We start from the raw sequence: 18,043 nt of genomic DNA, 5'->3' as shown, positions 1-18,043 counted from the left end.
ATAGCAAATTTATGAATTATAAAACAAATATGAGTTCTAAACTTATGTTTTTTTGCATTGACTATGCGGGAATTCGGGTGTATAACTGAAACTGTAAATGAACTTTGGTTTAAAACAAGGCGAATATTATATAAATACGAACTTTTATAGGGTATAAAGTTCACTAATTTCGAGGTTAAAGCTTTGTTTTCAAACTGGAAAGCACGTTACTAAAACTGGTTAAGAAGGAGTTTTAGTGCTATGACAAACATTGTAGAAGTACAAGGCCTGCAAAAAAGCTTCGGGAAATTCAAAGCGCTGCATGACGTGTCATTCACGGTAAATGCCGGCGAAGTTGTCGGCTTTATCGGGCCGAACGGCGCGGGGAAATCCACAACGATTCGTACGCTCCTCGGGATCATCCATCGGGATGCGGGAGATGCCAAAATCTTTGGCAAGGATGTGTGGAAGGACAGCCTTGAGATTCATAAACGAATTTCTTATGTTCCTGGGGACGTGGCGCTTTGGGGCAGCTTAACAGGCGGTGAAATCATCGATTTATTTATGAAATTACATGGCAGCGGAGACTCAAATAAACGCGACTATTTGATTAAACGGTTTGAATTGGATCCTAAGAAGAAAGCCAAGGGCTATTCCAAAGGAAATCGGCAGAAGGTCGGCCTGATCGCGGCTTTATCCGTTGACTCTGATCTGTATATTTTCGATGAACCAACTTCCGGACTTGATCCGTTGATGGAAGCCGTTTTCCAGGACGAGGTCGAAAAAATCAAGCTTGCAGGAAAAGCCATCTTACTATCCTCCCATATTTTGAGCGAAGTGGAAAGACTGGCCGATAAAGTGGTGATCATTCGCCAAGGCAAAGTGGTTGAAACCGGAACATTGGATGAGCTGCGTCACTTAACTCGTTCTAAAGTAACGATGGTCACGGAAGGCAATGTAGCTCTCATGGCATCCGTGAACGGTGTTCATGATTTTAAGCATTCCGGCAATCAAGCGACATTCTCTGCGGATAACGAATGTATCAACGATATTTTGGCCGAAGCAGCAAAATTGGGCGTCAGGAAGTTCGAATCCGTGCCGCCTACGCTGGAAGACTTATTCATGCGTCACTATGAAGTCTAAGAGCGGAAACGGAGGAGACGAAGATGCAAGAAAAATTCGCCCGTGCGCATATACTACTCGCCCAATATCTGAAACGTGATTGGAAAAAAATCATCATCTGGGTTTTAGGTTTAGGCTTGTTTTCTGCCGGATTTGTTCCGGCTTTTGAAGAAATCGGCAAAGGGCAAGGGTTGCAGGGAATGTATGAAACCATGCAAAATCCTGCCATGATTTCCATGGTTGGTCCGACACCGGTCGAGACCGGAGCATCGTATACATTAGGCGCGATGTACGCGCATGAAATGTTGTTATTCTGCGGTTTGTTTGCAATGATCATCGCTGCGTTGCATGTGGTAAGCCATACCCGCAAAGAAGAAGATCTCGGGCTGACTGAACTTGTACGCTCTTTTCAAGTAGGTCGTCAAGCCAATTCGCTTGCGGTGATTGCCGAAGTCGTCATGATTAATATTCTATTAGCGCTCGTTATTGGTGGAGTCATGACCAGCTATGGCGTAGATACGATTTCGGCCGAAGGCTCCTTTTTATTTGGCGCATCCATCGGGATGGCCGGGATTTTGGGAGCCGTGATCGCTTTGGTTATGGCACAATTGATGCCGACTTCAACCGGGGCAACCGGTTCAGCGCTCGGAATTGTAGGCCTGCTATATATTTTCCGTGCAGGAACGGATGTGTCGAACGTTGATTTTTCCATGCTCAACCCTATGGGGTGGACTTATCTGACCTATCCATTTACGGATAACAACTGGGTCCCCCTAATGATGGCCGTAGGCTTCAGCCTCATAGCCGTGATCATCGCTTTTATGCTTGAAGGAGGGCGAGATATGGGGGCCGGTTATTTGCCAGAACGTGAAGGGCGAGAATCGGCAAAAAAATCATTGCTGTCCGTACCCGGCCTGTTTACCAGGCTGAACAAAAGCGTAATGATTGGCTGGCTGATTGCCTTCGTCATCATGGGAGCAGCCTATGGATCGATTTATGGTGATATGCAGACTTTTCTCGAAAGCAATGAACTCATGAGCCAAATGTTCACGATATCCGGCGCTTCCATCGAAGAATCCTTCACCGGGACTATTATGATGGTCATGATTGGATTGGTTTCCATTTTGCCGATTGCGATCGTAAACAAACTGTTCTCAGAAGAAACGCGGCGGCATTTAAGTCAGCTTTATGCTACCAAGGTGACGCGAGCTCAGCTCTATTGGACGAGTGTCATTATGGCCATCGTTGCTGGAATCATGGGCATTTTGCTGGCGTCTAGCGCTCTTGGCGGAACGGCCATTTCTGCTATGGGTGACCGCTCGTCCATGAATATGTGGGATTTTCTCGTGGCTGGTTATAACTTTCTGCCATCCGTATTATTCTTTACGGGACTTGCCGCTTTGGCTTTAGGCTGGGCCCCAAGATTAGGGAAAGCCGTTTATGCATATCTTGGCTATTCTTTTGCATTAAACTACTTTGGCGGTATTTTGGATTTACCGGAATGGTTTGCGAAGACAGCCATTCAGAGCTGGATACCGCGGATGCCGGTAGATCCGTTTGATACGATAACCTTTATCACAATCTCGGTGATCAGTGTTGCCTTGATGGTTATGGGCCATATGGGATATGGCAAACGGGATATGGTGGAAGGAGCATAGAAGGAAGAATAAACCTCAACAAGAAAGATAAAACCTCGAGTAGAAAATACCAAAAACCAGATTCCTACAACTAGGAATCTGGTTTTATCTTCACGAAAACATAAATCAATCATGCTTCTTACGACAGATATGTATCATTTCTGAACGACCGAGAAGGAATTCGTTCTTTAAGCAGAATTACGTATAATCAGCGAGGCCTTGTAGGTTTTCACTATAGGAGCGGACTGCATTCCCTTCAATCTCCGGATGAGACATTCTGTCAGATCCTTCACCATATCGGAAATGCAATGGGTTAATGTGGTCAGTTCCGGATTCGTCATCAATCCTACAGGATGGTTATCACATCCGATGACGGACAGATCTTGCGGTACGGATATCCCCTTTTGCTTTGCTGCTTTCAGTAAACCAGTAGCTACAAAGTCACTGCCTGTGATTATGCCATCCGGCAAATGATCAGTAATCAACAATTGTTCTCCCAAGGCATAACCATCCTCCATCGTCACCAGACCCGTATAACATTGCGATTTCGTACAAGCAAGTCCGAATTGTTTATGGGCTAGTTCAAACCCTCTCCATCTTCGCTCCTGCAATGGTGTCAGGTGATCCATACAGAAACATAAATGGCGGCGCCCCTTGGATAGCAAATAGGCTGTCGCCTGAAAGATGGCATCTTCCTCATCCAATCGAAAGACATCGAGAAACTCTCCGTCCATCGCTTCGTTGCATATGATTCCAATGGAAGAACCTATATATTCTTTAATTTCTCTCTCCGAGAAATGGGAATGGGCAATTACGACGGCATCCATTTCCCGACGTAACAATCGGGTATACACATCACGTTCATATGCGGGGGATAATTCGGTCTGATAGATGACCAGCTGATACCCCTCTGAGCCTAAAGATCGACTTAATGCACTAACAAGCTGACTGAAAAAGGGATGCTCCACATCCGGGATAAGCACACCGATATGATTGCTTGCCTGTAGTCGCAGCTGAACACCCTGCGTATTGCGGACATATCCCAGCTGCTTAATCGCGTTCTGTACTTTTTGTCTGCTCTCATCCGATACATGTGGATGGTTGTTTAATACACGTGATACCGTTGACTTGGAGAGACCGCTTATCCGTGAAATATCCATTATGGTGGGCAATATGATCACCTCATCTAAAGTATTGACCTGGGAACGTTCCCTGCAACTATGATATCGTTAACAAACTGTAGGAGGAATGACCCACATGAAAGTCATCTATACCCCCACTGTAACCGAATACCTGATATTTTTTGATTTTGACGAAACCTATTACCCGCATGAATGTTTGCCTGAACAACTTAACATGGTTAACGAATTGGAACAATACCTCCAGCTGCTTGCCAGAAATCATCAAGTCAAGATAGCCTGGGTCACCGGAAGCAGTGTTCAGCAAATCCAAGCGAAAATGAAAATAGCCGGGATGACGCAGCTCCCCCATTTTATCGCGAGTAATCTGGGCACAGAGATGTGGGAGATTAAGTCTGACGGACATTGGGTCACTGTTCCATCCTGGACAGAGATTATTAAAGCATCCGGATTCTCTCGAAGAGATGTAGAAGATTTAATTAGCGAATTAAAATCAACATACAACATCGTCCTTCACGAACAGACTCAATTTGGTCAATCCGGATATAAAATGAACTACTATTATTATCCGGTATCCGCAGCCAGAACCCCATACGATCTAAACGTCATCAGACACCTGGCCGCAAATCACGGGATCGGCATTAATATCAATATTTGCAATCCCAAGGCGGGTGATCCGGAGCACGCATATGATGTTGATTTTATCCCCACAGGAACTGGCAAGAAAGCGGCTGTGCAATTTCTGATGGATTATTGCCAGGTGCTTCCTTCCAAAACATGGGCCTTTGGTGACAGTGGAAATGACATCGAGATGCTTCGGATGGTTGCCCATGGGTATCTTCTTCAAAACGCAACGGCAGAGGCCAAGTCATACCACAACAACGTCGCCCCTTATCCTTATGCCGAGGGAATATTGCATGTATGCAGAAATTTCTTTGGCGAGTAGCTCAAATGGTTGCGTTGATCAGCTAGTATCCAATACAGATATTGCTATTATTGGCGACAAAAAACAAAGCGGCTGAATGCTATTGATCCAGCTGCTTTGTTTTCTTCAGGTTATTTTTACTAAGATTAAAGAATGGGGACAGGGCTAAATTATTGATGTTGTGTCATCGAACAAGGGGTGCTTATTGCCAAATGACTTTATCTCCGAGCTAGTATCATTGGTTTGTTCGCCCAGCATGGGTTACAAAAAAATATATACACGATCATATAAAAAAACATTTCCCATTGGACAATAAGTTCATTCTTGATTTTGGATCAGGTTTGTCTGTAATTCTGCGTTACGTTAGGCTCTAGGGTTATCTATGCATCTTCTTTGAACTTGCGTTTAGGCCTTGTGAGTTCATAACTATGCCTTACCATGTCATGAAGATCCTCTTCCGGAAGCTCGCCATCCAGGATCACGGTATTCCAGTGCTCTTTATTCATGTGATATCCTGGCTGGACTTCCTTAAAAGCCTGCCGAAGAAAATCGGATCGTTCAGGATCACATTTCAGGTTGACGCAAAGATGGCCATCTCGGTTAAATATCAAGGCAAAAATCTTTTGGTTCCCTTTATGGCGTATGGCCGTCCAGCCTTCTCCGAAAGGTTGATCTTCATACGAGCCTGGATAAGACAAGCCGTGTTCGATGAATTCTTCGATTGTCATGCCGATCTACTCCTTCCTCCCGTTCTTATCGACCAAGTCCGTATTCCGCGTCCAAAGAACGCTAGCTAGGCTAGAGCCTCGCAAATGTAATGTAATCGATCTGAACAGGCTCTGCTGATTCGAGCCGAAGTGCCCGGTTGATCTGTCCCCGGTGATATTGCCCGTGTAGGAGGACCTGCAACAGGATGTCACGAACTGATGTTTGGAATGGAACCCCACTCTGGTTCGTATAGTCGACCATCTCGTCCAACTCGGATTCCTTGAGCCCTTCCATATAGACACGATATTGCTTGGCATTATCCTCAAACATCGTCCGGATCTCCGTCAGGTTCGCGGCTTCCTCCCACAACACATATTGCATGCTGCCCTTGCCCTGCAATCGGGACAGCCAGACTTGTTCTGCCACCGCGACGTGCCGAACCAGCTTAAGAAGGTCCTTGTCCTTCGTTCCACTTTCCTCAAGCGCCTCCAATATCCGTCCGTCGGCCCAGTACATGTGCTCCATCATGCATTGGATTGTCTTCACTTCGGTCTCCTCCTGTTCACAATTATGATCATAATCATTCAACTGGATAACCATTATTCTGTGAATTCCTTGTTAGTGTAACTTAACGGGGAGAAACGGGAGAACTTCCTAATCAAACAACAGCCGAACTTGTTGTGGCCGGCTGCCGCGGATATGGTTTACCATTTCTTTTTCTTCTTCTTCCCATATATAGCTTGCTTCAGCATGTCGGTTCCGTCTTTTCTGATAAAAGGAATGGTTGCAATGCCTAACACGACGATATAGATAAGTGCAGCCGTAAAACAAGCTGAAGTGATTTTGGTGACGTGGAATAAGCTCGGCGTATCCGTATAATCGCAAATGATTTTCAATAGGAAGATGTTCAAGATTACAGAGAGCAAAGAAACGAATCGGGAAATGAACAATTTCCCTTCATTTTCAAGTTTCTGAGCACGAAGTATCAGCGACCAGAATAAGGATGTCCACATATAATATAGAATAACAATCACAGACCATATAAGTAAGAAAAAACCATAGATTACCATCAGCATAACCACTACGTCCCCCTGTTCCCTCTACGGTGTTTCCTCATCACATGTTCGCTTCTGTACGTTCATTCATCTTTAATGGTTAGGTATCCAATGGAGCTTATGTATTGTTGCAGGTATATTGCCTGCTCTATCTTCACCTATTTCCTATTCACGTCATTTTACCGCAGTTCCGTTGTTATGATCAATATTCAAAGCCCGGCATTTTCGTTTTTCTCTTTCCCGCGTAGCAGGATAGTTCCATAATTTCGCGAAATACTCTATTGTGAAGAATGTTTTAGGAGTTCGTAGATCGATGTTGGGACATGACCACCAAGCTACTGATCCTTTAATAGAAGAGGTGAACTTCAATGGCACAAGTAAAGATTTATGGAATCTATGAGTCCTTAAAACCATGTCAGAAACAATTTTCTGAGATCCTGCATTCTTGTCTTATGGACGCATTGCAATTACCTGAAGAAAAAAGGTTTCAACGTTTCATTTTTATGAATAAAGATGATATTTACTTCCCTAACGATCGATCAGAAAGGTATACCATCATTGAAATAAGTATGTTCGAAGGCAGATCGGCTGAAGTGAAAAAGAAGTTAATCCGTTTGATTTTTAAGAGAGTCCAGGTGCTCGGGTTTGATGTTAATGATATTGAGGTCACTATTTTCGAGACACCTAGAAGTCATTGGGGAATAAGAGGTTTGCCGGGCGATGAGTTATCACTAAATTATAAAGTTGATGTTGAAAACCAAGCGGATTAGAAGAACTGATACAGCCCCTCTTGGAAGAACAAATACTCTTCCTCGGTGATCGTCAACCGGTCATATGCCTCCAAGAATATGTCTTTATCTCCTGTTTGATCAAATACACCCTGCTTGGGTCTAATAGCTAATGCGATATCAAATCGTGGATCGCCAAAGGCCGCTCTTGACCAATCGATGATGCCAACAACTTTATTGTGCTTAATCAACACGTTATTCGTGTGATAATCTCCATGAATGAACGTGTTCTCTACCGGTTGCAGGGGTGTATCCCTTAACCGCACTAGAAGCTCTTCCGTTCCAGCCACTCCATAATTCTTCAAGTTATGGCCTGCTTGTGTAAACATGGAGTCTAACCAAGAGATATCGCTCTGGCGGTGCAGATTAGCGGGGCACTTCGTCTCGTGGATTTGTTTTAAACTAAGTCCATACTCAGCAATCACGCGCTCTCTATCTTTAGGATCAGGCTTCCCAGCTAAAAAATGCCTTAAACTAATGCCTTCGATATAATCCATGAGCAACCATCTTGACTTGCCTTGTTTATGAAAAGCATGCACCTTAGGTACGGGGATGCCGGCAGACGAGATACTTTGTAATGCGTTGTACTCCTCTAGCAACCATTCATTATACAGTTCATGCTCCGTTTTTTTAATAATGAATTGATGCTCACGGGTTTTAATTTTTATAACGAGCGATGTATGTCCTTGCTGGGGCAAGGATATCTTATGAATCGATCCGATTTGATCTAGCAAATAGATAGGAATATCCGTTACGTTCATTGTTCTCTCCTCTGCTTGTTGCCCTTTCAACTATCTATCGGACACCGGCTAATATAATTTCTTGCGAGTCTTTCTCGCTACAATTCTTCTGGTTACATATAATGAAATGCCTATGGATATCAGAAGAGTTAGGAGACTCCTTAAATAAACATCTGAAATAATCGAAAACACAATCCCGCTTACAAAGACTTGAATGATGATGAGTAAAACAATGAAAACGGCTAATGCATATAAGCTCTTCTTGATCTGCGGCAAAATATAGTTCCTCCCTATCTTCTTCCTGCGGTGTGTACGATCCGACTTAACAGCCATACTAATAATGAAAGGCCTATAAATAAAAAATAGGTATTAACGTTGAAATACTGATTGTTGATGTGGATGGATAGTCCTGAGGTTATCGAATGAATATACTCCCAATCGACAGTTCCATACTGCTGCGCGTATATTTCGGCCAAGAAATCTCGATAGTTACGAAAGCTGATGATTTGAACATACACACCGATCACTTGATGACCAACAAGAAGCACGGTCATGATTATGAGGTTTTTCAGCTTCACATGCGTATGACGAAATACTTTAAACCATTGAGATATCAGGACGATAAATAAAATGACCAAAGGCACAAACAGCAGAATGGCCGGATTCCCGTTACCGGAAGTCGTTCCTGGCCTTGTCGTCATGGAGTTTCCAAATATGAATATGAGGAACACAATAGATAGCGTAATAAGCAGATAGATTATAGTTCTCATCTTTCCTCCTGAATCTCTGCAACGGTTCCTGTATCTGGGATATCCCCTAACCTATGAAATGACTTACAGAAAGAAAACAGTCTTAACAACGTTGCAAAGACTGTTTTCCAATCGTTCCTCTATGCAGTGCGATTAGCCACTCGCGTGTATATGTTGATCAATATATTAATGACAACCCCATAAAATATGAGAACCAGGCTATAATGCAGGTCTTCAGCTATTCTCTGCACGCTGCCCATATTGGATAAGAAAACTAAACCATATCCCACTGCGATCGCAATCGAGAATGATTGTATTAAACTTCCCATGTTCTTTAGACGCTCACTCCATTCATATAATCATAAAAACTTATAACTATCACCTAAAATATTCTACATATGATGAATAGTTCCTTCTTCAATATCAAACGTGCCTGCACCGTGTTATACGCAGAAGTGAGCCGTCTAAACATGCTGCTGATCCCGTGTTCTTATTGCACCGTAGCTCAAAGCGCCAACTTCTTGATCCTACCATCAGTCCCAATGATTAAACACAATATCCTTGATTTTAACAGGTTTCCAATAATCGATTTGCTTAAGTTCGTCCTTATCCAGTTCCTTTGTCATATCATCTGTCAGCAATGCTTCTAGGACATTGAATCGTAATAGAACATATTGGTTAAACGATGAGGTGTGATTCCAAAAACATTCTCTATGCGCTACACCATTGAACCGATTATCCGCTATAAATTCGACATTTCCATCTTCGTACTTCGTGGCCATCGCTACGAATGGATAGTGTTTGTTCATTAGTACATATACGAATTGCTCATCCCCACGTAATTCCCCAACATAGTAGTTATGATGATATGTGCTTACCATTTCAAAGGTCTGGAATCCATGTTCCATCAGTAATTGATAGCACAGCTGTTTGAATTCTTTTTCTGTAACTGCAGCTTCCGAATCAGATCGGCCAAATCCAGTTATACCCCGGGGCAACTTCTGCATTTCATATGTCCTTTCATTTCTGATACGATCTTGCTGAATCGCCCTTGCTATTCTTCTGCTATATCTTTGCTCGTTCTGGTTGGGTTATTATATCTTCTCTCAAAGGTTGACCATCTAATCCATCCGACAGTTATTCCGATTAAGATAGCAACTGTTATAAAAGCAACAATATCGCCACGATCCATTTCCTTACTACTTGTCATGTACAGAGTTGCCCTGATTAGCGAGATAAAAAGTATACCGTAGGTTACCCAACGAAATATATATGCCCATTTACCTTTGCTTCGGATATTACTCCATTTTCCCCACTCCTGTTAATCTAGTGAGTTCACAATCTATTCTCCCCCTTAAGATTATATCGGTTTTTAGTTTTAAAAATTCAGGAAGGAGCTGTCCCTCAGTCATCCACGATAACTTTTGAGACAGCCCCTTTTTGAAATCTTGTTTATACTGATCTAATTAAAACGATGACGACATGCACAATAAATATGATTGCGGTCATTCCAACTGCATTAATCAATACGTTTTTAATATTAAACTTTTTTTGACTTAATTGAATTAAGACATTAGCAATCAACATAGCGCTAAACACACTTAACATTGTAAAACTACCGATATAGTAAAAATCTTGAAAACTAAGACCAGCCAATCTCTTGTACCTCCATTATGCTGAATCAGCGTTGACTACATTTTAAATCTTTATATCCCAACTGTCCATGTTTTATAAGTTACGCTTCCTGAAGGGCTTATTGTGAAACGAGTACGATAATGCCAAGTATTATCCTTTCCTGTTTTACTTAGATAGACGATAACTTCTTTGGTTCCAGAAGCTGGAACTGGAGCAGCTGTAATATCTCCCCAAAGTGGTACTTCATTAGCTAACATCCAAGCCCCAGCTCCTAAAGCCCAATTTCCATAAGGGAATGGTTTTTGATTTCTGAACTTGTCCATTAATTTAGCCATATAAGGATTTTTTCCGGCAACTTTATAGGTTAGATAAGTACCGTAACCAGTAGTAAATGTTTGAGTGAATTTTCCCACGGCTGCATTAAACCAACTCTGTGTAGCTTGTTCTTGATAATAGTACAAATCAGGTCTCGTAAACACGGCGAACTGACCGTCCTTTATCGTATACTCTAAAGCAACACCATTAACAATGGTAATTTTGTTTGTAGACAATTGAACAGGCGCACCAAATCTTGAACATGCTAGTCCAATGTCACCTGTTAATTGAGGTGTATCCGGTTGGCTGTAGCATCCAATATCATCAGCAAAAGGAGTTGCTTTATCATTTTCGGCAAAGAAGCTTGCATCTGTTGAACCTGTCTTCTGGTTAGCTATTTTTCCTTCGTTAATTTCAGTCTTTAAAACATGAACTCCTTGAAAGTTTACATCATTTCTAGAAACGCTATCTTCAGCGGAGACACTGCTCGGAAGTATAATTGAAGCAAAAAGTGTTGTAACAGCAAGTAGTAGAATTCCAGATTTCTTAAATTTCAATATAATCCAACCTCTATTTCATATTTACCCTTGCATCATTGATAATCAAGTACTCCTTTCGTCTATAATTAAGGGTCTAAATATAATAACAACAATAAACGATAAAAGTTTCTATTTTTTTCTTTTAAATCTAATAAAAGGTTTAATCTTATTCTAGATATATAATGATCAAATCAGGACCACCCGTCCAACGGGTGTTTTTTTGTTTCGCACGCTTCGCGAGCCCAACTGGCTAAAGCCACTAATAAAAAGAGCACCGACCACGGTGCTCCGTCTATCCTTTATTCTGCACTTATCACGAGAAGCTTCTGTTCAAATCCTCAGCGCTCTTCCTTTTTAGCTAGCCGGATCTGTTCAAACTGATCTATACTTATTCCCTTCTTTTCTGCAACATAAATTACTTCAACTATATCTGCCAACTCTTCTATTTGCTCATCATCATTTGCCTCATAGTATTCCTTTAGTTCCTCTTGAAGCTATAGGTTTTGCCCTTGCTTCCCCGTGGTTTTGCGCCCTATGTTCTTTGTCTTTCCGCCCTTGCGTACTTTCGCCAAGGGAGAGGCATTACGAGCGACTAGCCCAAAGGCCCGTCCGCTTTGAAAAATCGTTCAATGTTTCTCTCAACCTCGGCATCAGCTAAGAGCGGAGGCGCATGGTGTGGCTTGCTTCGCGCGTCAATGATGACATTATCGCAGCCCCAATGCTTAAATTCAATCGACTCATTGACCCCGTACAAATCATGGGACGGATTGCTGCGGGTAAAGGTGGTCCAGACAAAATTAGCAATAGACGCACTGGTGAATGTGCTGTCATCACAGACAACCATCATAGGGCAATCAGGAAGCCCTCCCTGCTCTATAACCGCATCACTCAGCTGCTTCATAAAGTCCGCGCATTGCTGATGATCGAGGAAAGGCTGTACCGCTTGGACTGCCACGATTCCTGGCAATACAAGACGGGGATTGGTGACGAGAGAATGCAGCTCCTGGATAGTCGCAGGAACCTCAGTACACAGCTCTCTTTTCTTATCTCCAGCTGCAGCAAACACTACCTTGCTCCCGGTATTTAACCCGGTACCCGAATAATCCAAAGTGTCGATGGTCGTATTCGTCTGAAAATGCAGGTCTCTTCGCAAATCGATCCGTTCCAGAATGTAACGGAAGAACGCAGCCTCATCATGCGTATCGAGCGGCTCCTCTTCCTGTGCAGCTATGAATAAATACTTGGCCAGGCTAAGCTGGTTCGTCCCCAAAATTCGATTAGCAATCGTTAAAATTTCCGCAGGTTGTTTGACCTTCTGGTAAGGAGTGTATCGTTCACTGCCAATAGCAAACAGCAGCGGATGTACACCGGCCGCATCAACAGCATGAACCTCTCTAACCCCCGGAATTTCCTGCTGTATTGCCCCTCCCGTCAGCTCATGTATAAGCGCACCAAAAGACGTATCCTCTTGGGGTGGGCGGCCGACGACCGTGAAAGGGAAAATCGCGTTCTTGCGGGCATACACCTTGTGAATCCTCATGACCGGGAAATCATGTACTAAGCTGTAATAGCCTAAATGATCCCCAAATGGCCCTTCCGGCTTCGTCTCATGGGGATATACTTCGCCAGTAATCACGAAATCCGCATCATGACTAATGCAATAACCGTCCACATAGCTGTAGCGGAAATGACGGCCGGCCAGCAGTCCTGCAAACGTCAATTCACTCAAGCCTTCAGGAAGCGGCATGACGGCAGACAGCGTATGAGCCGGCGGACCGCCAATAAAGCAGCTCACCTTCAATGGCTGCCCTTTCCTCGTGGCCTTTGCCTGATGTATACCAATCCCCCGATGAATCTGGTAGTGCAGGCCGACCTCCCGATTCATCTCGTAGTCATTGCCGCTAATCTGAATCCGGTACATTCCCAAATTTGCGTTCATAATTCCCGGTTTGTCCGGGTCTTCGCTGTATACCTGAGGCAGGGTGATGAAGGCGCCGCCATCATCAGGCCAATGCTTGATCTGCGGCAGATCGGAGATCGATATTTCCTCAAAGTCCTCGGGGAGCCCGTTCCTCTTCAGAGGCAGCGCTCTTCTGGCGGCGAACCCGGTCCCCGCATATTTAAACGGATTCTTTAATGCCTTCATCGGGTCATTTCGAACGCCGATAACCGCTTGAGTCGTTTCCCATGTATGGCGAAAGATAAATTTACTTCGTTCGATCGTGCCGAACAAATTGGACACCGCGCGATATTTGGATCCCTTTACCTTTTCAAATAATAATGCAGGTCCTCCAGCCTCGTACACCTTCAAGTGAATCGCTGCCATTTCAAGATGCGGATCCACTTCATCGCGGATTCTCACGAGGTGCCCGTGCTTTTCCAAGTCATCTATACACTGCTCCAACCATTGATAGCTCATCGATGAATACCCCATTCTTTTCACTCTATATTTTCTTGTTCTATTATCTCATATTTTATGGAGTGGGGGCACATGAACATGGTGCAATTTTGTGTATTTCCTTCCGGTTCTCTATGGCTACTATGCCCTTTCCCGTGAGCATAAAAAAATCAGAGCTATTAATGGTTTATAATATCACTTTATTCACGAACCCGAGAACCTTAAGCCCCAAAGGTGCGGCCGCCGATGCGGTTAGGTTCGCAGGGTTGTCCGCATGACTTCACTACTCGAAATGCCTCGGGCGGACCAAGGGGCGGCGTCAGCCGACCCGCAGCGTGAATATAATGTTATCGGATGTTCTCGACATCTTGTGCAGCTAAGTAGTTCTTTGCCTCTAGCTCAATTTGTTCCTTAAATTCTTTTTCATCTGGTTTGTAATACTCGTCATCATAAATTATCCTGTCAATTCCGTCATCTAAATTAACCCATACAGACAAATCCGCTGGATAGTCAATCTCAAATGTCACTTTAAAAATGTCCCTTGTGACTTCAAATGGATCCCTCGTCTTATTCACGATCTTTAAGCACAGTTCTCTTATAATCTCTCTTGCACAGTCTTCAAAATCAGGAATTGTAATTTCTAGTTCACCTAAAGATCTGTTGAAATAATCTTGATACTTAAATATATTTTCTGTCTCTTCCATTGAAGCTAGCATATATAATGAGTTGGATTCTTGGTCTTCTTCAATCATTCTATATGCCCACTCCAAGTAATCTATAGCTGTTGCATTACCTTTATGTATTTTATAAAAGATTGCTCTTGTCGCTCTCATGATCATGTTATTAACCTCTTGTTTCCGATAACGTTGTTGTATTCACGAACCCTCACTAGCTTAAGTCGCCAATCGATCATCGCGAAGCGATCGGTCCGCCGGGTCGGCTTGCCGACTTAGCTTGTGTAGGGCTGTCTGCTAATTCAGCTTCTTCGATATGCCTCTGCAGACCAAGGGCCTTCAGGCACGCCGCGTGAATACGGTGGTATAGGCTGTACCTGGCATCCTTGAGTATCTCTGAAAATCACTTTTTTGCTTGTCTATATATTCTTTCAAGTTGTTTGTAATCATTAATATCAAAACAAAATGCAGGAACCTTCTCCAACCATTCAACTATAGTTCCAGTTTTATTTATATCACTTCTTTCACTATTATCAATCCCTATTCGATTCCAACGTACAGATTCTTCATTACTAACGACTTCTGCTACTATTATGGTACAACTAAAGTCACAATCATCTGGACACATTAATATTGGTAAGATAGCTTGACTTTGATTCGATACAAACCGAGAATACACCAATTCAACTTCGTCGTTTGAGTCAAGCCATTCAACTATTGTTGGAACTAACCCTAATAATAATTTATCAGGATATATTTCATGGAGCAGTATATCTAGCGGCTTGTCATCAATTAATATATTTAGGTGTTCTTGAGTTGTGTATTCTGATTTCATCATTTTTACTGTAATCTTGTTAATTGTGTTTCATCCTTTTCAGTTATTATAGTTTTCCAGGTATTGCGCCTAACGTTTCTGTATTCAAGACGCTCGACGCAGTCGGATGTGTCCGGCCGATTCAACTTCCCTGCCAATATCATCTGTCCGGACCGAAGGCGATAGCCCGATGCGAGAATATGGTGTTAGGCGATGTTACTTGCATCTTGAATTATCCTTCATATGCCCTTGATGCTTCTAACAATTCATTATTTCTTTCAAGTTCTTCCAATACTCTTTGAATATCACTTTTGAATAACGATTATCATGTGTTTTATAAATAAGCCTGGAGGGTCAATTATTTTCTCTGGATAAGTTGTTTTTTAAACCTCATCATCAAATCTCCAAGTAACTAATTTGGGTTTCTGAATTTCTGACAACTTTGATTACCCCCAAAAAATGAATACATATTTCAGCAATGTCGCCTAACGATCCTGTATTCATGAACCCCAAAGGGTTGTCTGCTGATATGCCTCCTCGAAGTCCATTCCAGCAGACCAAACTCGGTTAGGATCACAGCATGAATATTCTGTTATCAGATGACAGTGCCTTCTTGATTCACTAATATTTCTATTTAATTTTTATCCAGTATCTCTGTATTGCTACTCCATTAATCTCATCCTCTGAATCTAGTGAGCCACCATTATTAATTATCGTCTTTGCAGATCCAATATTATCTTTATCACAAGTAACCAATGCTTTATTAATTCCAAGTTCATTTGCTTTTATTAGAGCCAATGAAAGTATACGAGTTGCATGCCCTTTTAATCTTTCACTTGGTCGTATGCCAAAACCTATATGTCCTCCAATATGCAACAATTCCTGGGTTAGCTGATGTCTTATATTTACAGCACCGATTATTCTTTTATTTGTGTTTGTTAGCCAATACGTTGAACTATTAGCTCTATTCGTCCCTAAATTCTTACTCGTTTTCAAGTTCATGATCTCATACAGAAACTTATCAAAGTCACTATAATCAAATCTCAATACAAAAGGAGTCATCTTCTCTCCAGTCGCTTTCCATTCCTCAATCATATCTATGTATTCATCTTTATAATCATATGATGGTTCAATTAAAATGTATTCTTCCATAATGGCACCTCCAATATTTTGCACCGGTTTCAGATAACGTTCAGGCATTCACGAACCCTCAACTGGCTTAAAGAATTGTCGATCCAGCGCAGCGATCCGACATACTGGGTCGTAGACTTAGCCAGTACAGGGTTGTCCGCCTGACTACTCTTCCCCGAAATGCCTCCCTCTGACCGAGGGCCGGACGGAACGATGCGTGAATATGGTGTTATCTGATCCGGTACCTTTTGAGAATCATTCAATAATCTTATTTAGTTCTTTGAACTTCCTTTATAATTGGTTCTGAAACTGATGCAACATCTACGAGATGGTTAAGACATGAGATGCCATAATGCTTGAATGGGCCTGGGTAATCCTCAGATGCAAATGTTCCAACCTTAATGAAGTCTAGGTACCTGGATTTTCTATAAATTCTAAAGATTTCACCTTCAAATTCTTCGTAATTATCCCATGAAGTGTAACTTTCATTTCTAACAGAATATCCAATATACCATTCAAAATCCATTTGTATAAAAGGTAATGTTTCATCTACATCAATCGAATAGCTATCTTCAATTTTTATTTCTCCAATTGTTATCGTTTCAGGAGTTTAACTAGTTCTACTTCGACTAAAGAGTAATCTAAGTGTGCTCTCTTCAGGCTCAAATATCTGCTCGAGATATATCCTTTAAATTCAACAAGTCAGAATACTTCAAATGAGTCACTTCCTTTATTGAACTATATTGCTCTTGCACGGTTTCAGATAACGTTTCCGTGTTCACGACGTCCGACGCAGTCGGATGTGTCCGGCTGCTACTGCCTGCCCGAAATTCCTCTGCCGGACCGAGGGCATATACCCGATGCGTGAATATTATGTTATACGACGGAACTTGCTATCTGAATAATCATCCATAATAAATCAATTCATTTATGTCGTGTCCAAGTCTTGAAGGATGCCTAGGATGGCCAGATTTAGCCTTCTTTAAGCAAAATAGATCAATTCCTTCACTCCTCAATAATTCCATTACTTGTTTGTCTCTTTTATTAAAAAAGTGTTTTTCGCCCCATGCTATGACCACTCTATCGGCTCTTAGTGCTGCTTCTATAATATACTTGTCAGTTTCAAGCCCTACAGGGTCTATTAATGATTCTTTTAGCCTTTTTGGATCAGTTGAAATCAAACTATAAAGATTAACTACTTCAAGTGATCCATATTGAAATTTGTTTGCAAAATATAGACATTGTCTTGAAGTCTGATCTTCTGAGATTTCACTTGCTGTACTGGGGTTTAACATTATATATAATAGCTTGGGTAGTGTGATATTCCATTCTCTAGTCAATAAGTATCTATAATTTCTTTCTGGACTAAACACAGCGCCTTGCTTCATTGAACTCACCTTCCTTTGAGTTTTTGAAAATATGATTTAAGTTCTGTCATATAACGTTGTTGCATTAACGAACCTGCGCATAGCAGGTTGTCACATGAATCTTCTGCTATGCCAATGCATCACCGGTGACCGAGGAGCGAATGCGACGCTGCGCTAATGCTGTGTTATATGATGGACCAGACTTCTTGATTATCTATATCTTAGATTTCTTTAACTCATTGTAAATCTCTCTTTGAGAATTAGATAAACAAGACCATATTTTCTGTATTTTCCAATCTTCCAATTCTATTAATTGTTTTTTATCCTT

General features: G+C 42.1%; 18 protein-coding genes. 4 read left to right on the top strand and 14 right to left on the bottom strand.

The window, feature by feature from the left end:
- The first annotated feature begins 240 nt into the window (after positions 1-240).
- On the top strand, positions 241-1,122 hold the full coding sequence (locus CHH67_RS17235) for an ABC transporter ATP-binding protein (protein ID WP_095266444.1): 882 nt from the start codon (positions 241-243) through the stop codon (positions 1,120-1,122).
- 23 nt (positions 1,123-1,145) lie between these two features.
- Entirely contained in the window at positions 1,146-2,759 is a 1,614-nt protein-coding gene (locus tag CHH67_RS17230; RefSeq protein WP_095266443.1) for an ABC transporter permease, read from the top strand.
- 167 nt (positions 2,760-2,926) lie between these two features.
- On the opposite strand, the gene CHH67_RS17225 is transcribed toward CHH67_RS17230, so the two are convergent.
- Positions 2,927-3,898: a LacI family DNA-binding transcriptional regulator gene (locus CHH67_RS17225; RefSeq protein WP_244908233.1), complete on the bottom strand. Its 972-nt coding sequence runs from the start codon at positions 3,896-3,898 to the stop codon at positions 2,927-2,929.
- Positions 3,899-3,995: 97 nt separating this feature from the next.
- Here CHH67_RS17225 and CHH67_RS17220 point away from each other — a divergent pair, with 97 nt between their 5' ends.
- A complete protein-coding gene (locus CHH67_RS17220) occupies positions 3,996-4,823 on the top strand; it encodes an HAD-IIB family hydrolase (protein WP_095266441.1) in 828 nt (275 codons plus the stop codon).
- A gap of 359 nt (positions 4,824-5,182) precedes the next feature.
- Here CHH67_RS17220 and CHH67_RS17215 read toward each other — a convergent pair whose 3' ends face one another.
- The 3 genes from CHH67_RS17215 to CHH67_RS17205 all read right to left on the bottom strand — a co-directional run bounded on the left by CHH67_RS17215 (position 5,183) and on the right by CHH67_RS17205 (position 6,586).
- Entirely contained in the window at positions 5,183-5,530 is a 348-nt protein-coding gene (locus CHH67_RS17215; protein WP_095266440.1) for an MmcQ/YjbR family DNA-binding protein, read from the bottom strand.
- A 70-nt stretch (positions 5,531-5,600) separates the two neighbouring features.
- Positions 5,601-6,056, bottom strand: coding sequence for a DinB family protein (locus CHH67_RS17210; RefSeq protein WP_095266445.1), 456 nt, complete (start codon positions 6,054-6,056; stop codon positions 5,601-5,603).
- 158 nt (positions 6,057-6,214) lie between these two features.
- Positions 6,215-6,586, bottom strand: coding sequence for a hypothetical protein (locus CHH67_RS17205; RefSeq protein WP_095266439.1), 372 nt, complete (start codon positions 6,584-6,586; stop codon positions 6,215-6,217).
- Between the two features lie 347 nt (positions 6,587-6,933).
- Here CHH67_RS17205 and CHH67_RS17200 point away from each other — a divergent pair, with 347 nt between their 5' ends.
- Positions 6,934-7,335, top strand: a complete 402-nt coding sequence (locus CHH67_RS17200; RefSeq protein ID WP_095266438.1) for a tautomerase family protein — start codon at positions 6,934-6,936, stop codon at positions 7,333-7,335.
- Here the strand turns inward: CHH67_RS17200 and CHH67_RS17195 are convergent.
- The 10 genes from CHH67_RS17195 to CHH67_RS17140 form a co-directional block, all read right to left on the bottom strand.
- Positions 7,332-8,114 (bottom strand): phosphotransferase family protein, encoded by a 783-nt coding sequence (locus CHH67_RS17195; RefSeq protein WP_095266437.1) that lies wholly within the window; start codon positions 8,112-8,114, stop codon positions 7,332-7,334. The two genes, CHH67_RS17200 and CHH67_RS17195, sit on opposite strands and share 4 nt — an antisense overlap.
- Before the next feature lie 269 nt (positions 8,115-8,383).
- Positions 8,384-8,863 carry a hypothetical protein gene (locus CHH67_RS17185; RefSeq protein ID WP_095266435.1) on the bottom strand — a complete coding sequence of 160 codons (480 nt, stop codon included), beginning with the start codon at positions 8,861-8,863 and terminating at the stop codon, positions 8,384-8,386.
- 512 nt (positions 8,864-9,375) lie between these two features.
- Positions 9,376-9,849, bottom strand: coding sequence for a hypothetical protein (locus tag CHH67_RS17180; RefSeq protein WP_095266434.1), 474 nt, complete (start codon positions 9,847-9,849; stop codon positions 9,376-9,378).
- Positions 9,850-10,548: 699 nt separating this feature from the next.
- The gene (locus CHH67_RS17170; RefSeq protein ID WP_095266432.1) at positions 10,549-11,349 is read right to left on the bottom strand and encodes a hypothetical protein; all 801 of its coding nucleotides are present in this window, start codon (positions 11,347-11,349) and stop codon (positions 10,549-10,551) included.
- 574 nt (positions 11,350-11,923) lie between these two features.
- Positions 11,924-13,750, bottom strand: a complete 1,827-nt coding sequence (locus tag CHH67_RS17165) for a UbiD family decarboxylase (protein WP_095266431.1) — start codon at positions 13,748-13,750, stop codon at positions 11,924-11,926.
- 326 nt (positions 13,751-14,076) lie between these two features.
- A complete protein-coding gene (locus CHH67_RS17160; RefSeq protein WP_095266430.1) occupies positions 14,077-14,568 on the bottom strand; it encodes a hypothetical protein in 492 nt (163 codons plus the stop codon).
- Between the two features lie 238 nt (positions 14,569-14,806).
- Complete coding sequence (locus CHH67_RS17155) at positions 14,807-15,241, bottom strand: hypothetical protein (protein WP_095266429.1); 435 nt, start codon at positions 15,239-15,241, stop codon at positions 14,807-14,809.
- A 606-nt stretch (positions 15,242-15,847) separates the two neighbouring features.
- The gene (locus CHH67_RS17150) at positions 15,848-16,369 is read right to left on the bottom strand and encodes a GNAT family N-acetyltransferase (protein ID WP_095266428.1); all 522 of its coding nucleotides are present in this window, start codon (positions 16,367-16,369) and stop codon (positions 15,848-15,850) included.
- A 247-nt stretch (positions 16,370-16,616) separates the two neighbouring features.
- A complete protein-coding gene (locus CHH67_RS26810) occupies positions 16,617-16,874 on the bottom strand; it encodes a hypothetical protein (protein WP_244908232.1) in 258 nt (85 codons plus the stop codon).
- A 379-nt stretch (positions 16,875-17,253) separates the two neighbouring features.
- On the bottom strand, positions 17,254-17,736 hold the full coding sequence (locus CHH67_RS17140; RefSeq protein WP_095266427.1) for a DUF1643 domain-containing protein: 483 nt from the start codon (positions 17,734-17,736) through the stop codon (positions 17,254-17,256).
- Positions 17,737-18,043 lie beyond the last annotated feature (307 nt).

The organism is Paenibacillus campinasensis, assembly GCF_002272015.1.
In the GTDB taxonomy this organism is placed as follows: domain Bacteria; phylum Bacillota; class Bacilli; order Paenibacillales; family Paenibacillaceae; genus Paenibacillus_AQ; species Paenibacillus_AQ campinasensis.
Note: the sequence above shows the minus strand (reverse complement) of the source record. Positions and strands in the feature narration are given on the sequence as shown.

Coding starts and splice junctions, on each gene's coding strand:
- CHH67_RS17235 (WP_095266444.1), top strand. CDS start 241: ATGACAAACATTGTAGAAGTACAAGGCCTGCAAAAAAGCTTCGGGAAA.
- CHH67_RS17140 (WP_095266427.1), bottom strand. CDS start 17,736: ATGAAGCAAGGCGCTGTGTTTAGTCCAGAAAGAAATTATAGATACTTA.
- CHH67_RS17150 (WP_095266428.1), bottom strand. CDS start 16,369: ATGGAAGAATACATTTTAATTGAACCATCATATGATTATAAAGATGAA.
- CHH67_RS17185 (WP_095266435.1), bottom strand. CDS start 8,863: ATGAGAACTATAATCTATCTGCTTATTACGCTATCTATTGTGTTCCTC.
- CHH67_RS17220 (WP_095266441.1), top strand. CDS start 3,996: ATGAAAGTCATCTATACCCCCACTGTAACCGAATACCTGATATTTTTT.
- CHH67_RS17215 (WP_095266440.1), bottom strand. CDS start 5,530: ATGACAATCGAAGAATTCATCGAACACGGCTTGTCTTATCCAGGCTCG.
- CHH67_RS17165 (WP_095266431.1), bottom strand. CDS start 13,750: ATGAGCTATCAATGGTTGGAGCAGTGTATAGATGACTTGGAAAAGCAC.
- CHH67_RS17155 (WP_095266429.1), bottom strand. CDS start 15,241: ATGATGAAATCAGAATACACAACTCAAGAACACCTAAATATATTAATT.
- CHH67_RS17225 (WP_244908233.1), bottom strand. CDS start 3,898: ATGGATATTTCACGGATAAGCGGTCTCTCCAAGTCAACGGTATCACGT.
- CHH67_RS17195 (WP_095266437.1), bottom strand. CDS start 8,114: ATGAACGTAACGGATATTCCTATCTATTTGCTAGATCAAATCGGATCG.
- CHH67_RS17205 (WP_095266439.1), bottom strand. CDS start 6,586: ATGCTGATGGTAATCTATGGTTTTTTCTTACTTATATGGTCTGTGATT.
- CHH67_RS26810 (WP_244908232.1), bottom strand. CDS start 16,874: ATGGATTTTGAATGGTATATTGGATATTCTGTTAGAAATGAAAGTTAC.
- CHH67_RS17230 (WP_095266443.1), top strand. CDS start 1,146: ATGCAAGAAAAATTCGCCCGTGCGCATATACTACTCGCCCAATATCTG.
- CHH67_RS17160 (WP_095266430.1), bottom strand. CDS start 14,568: ATGATCATGAGAGCGACAAGAGCAATCTTTTATAAAATACATAAAGGT.
- CHH67_RS17180 (WP_095266434.1), bottom strand. CDS start 9,849: ATGCAGAAGTTGCCCCGGGGTATAACTGGATTTGGCCGATCTGATTCG.
- CHH67_RS17200 (WP_095266438.1), top strand. CDS start 6,934: ATGGCACAAGTAAAGATTTATGGAATCTATGAGTCCTTAAAACCATGT.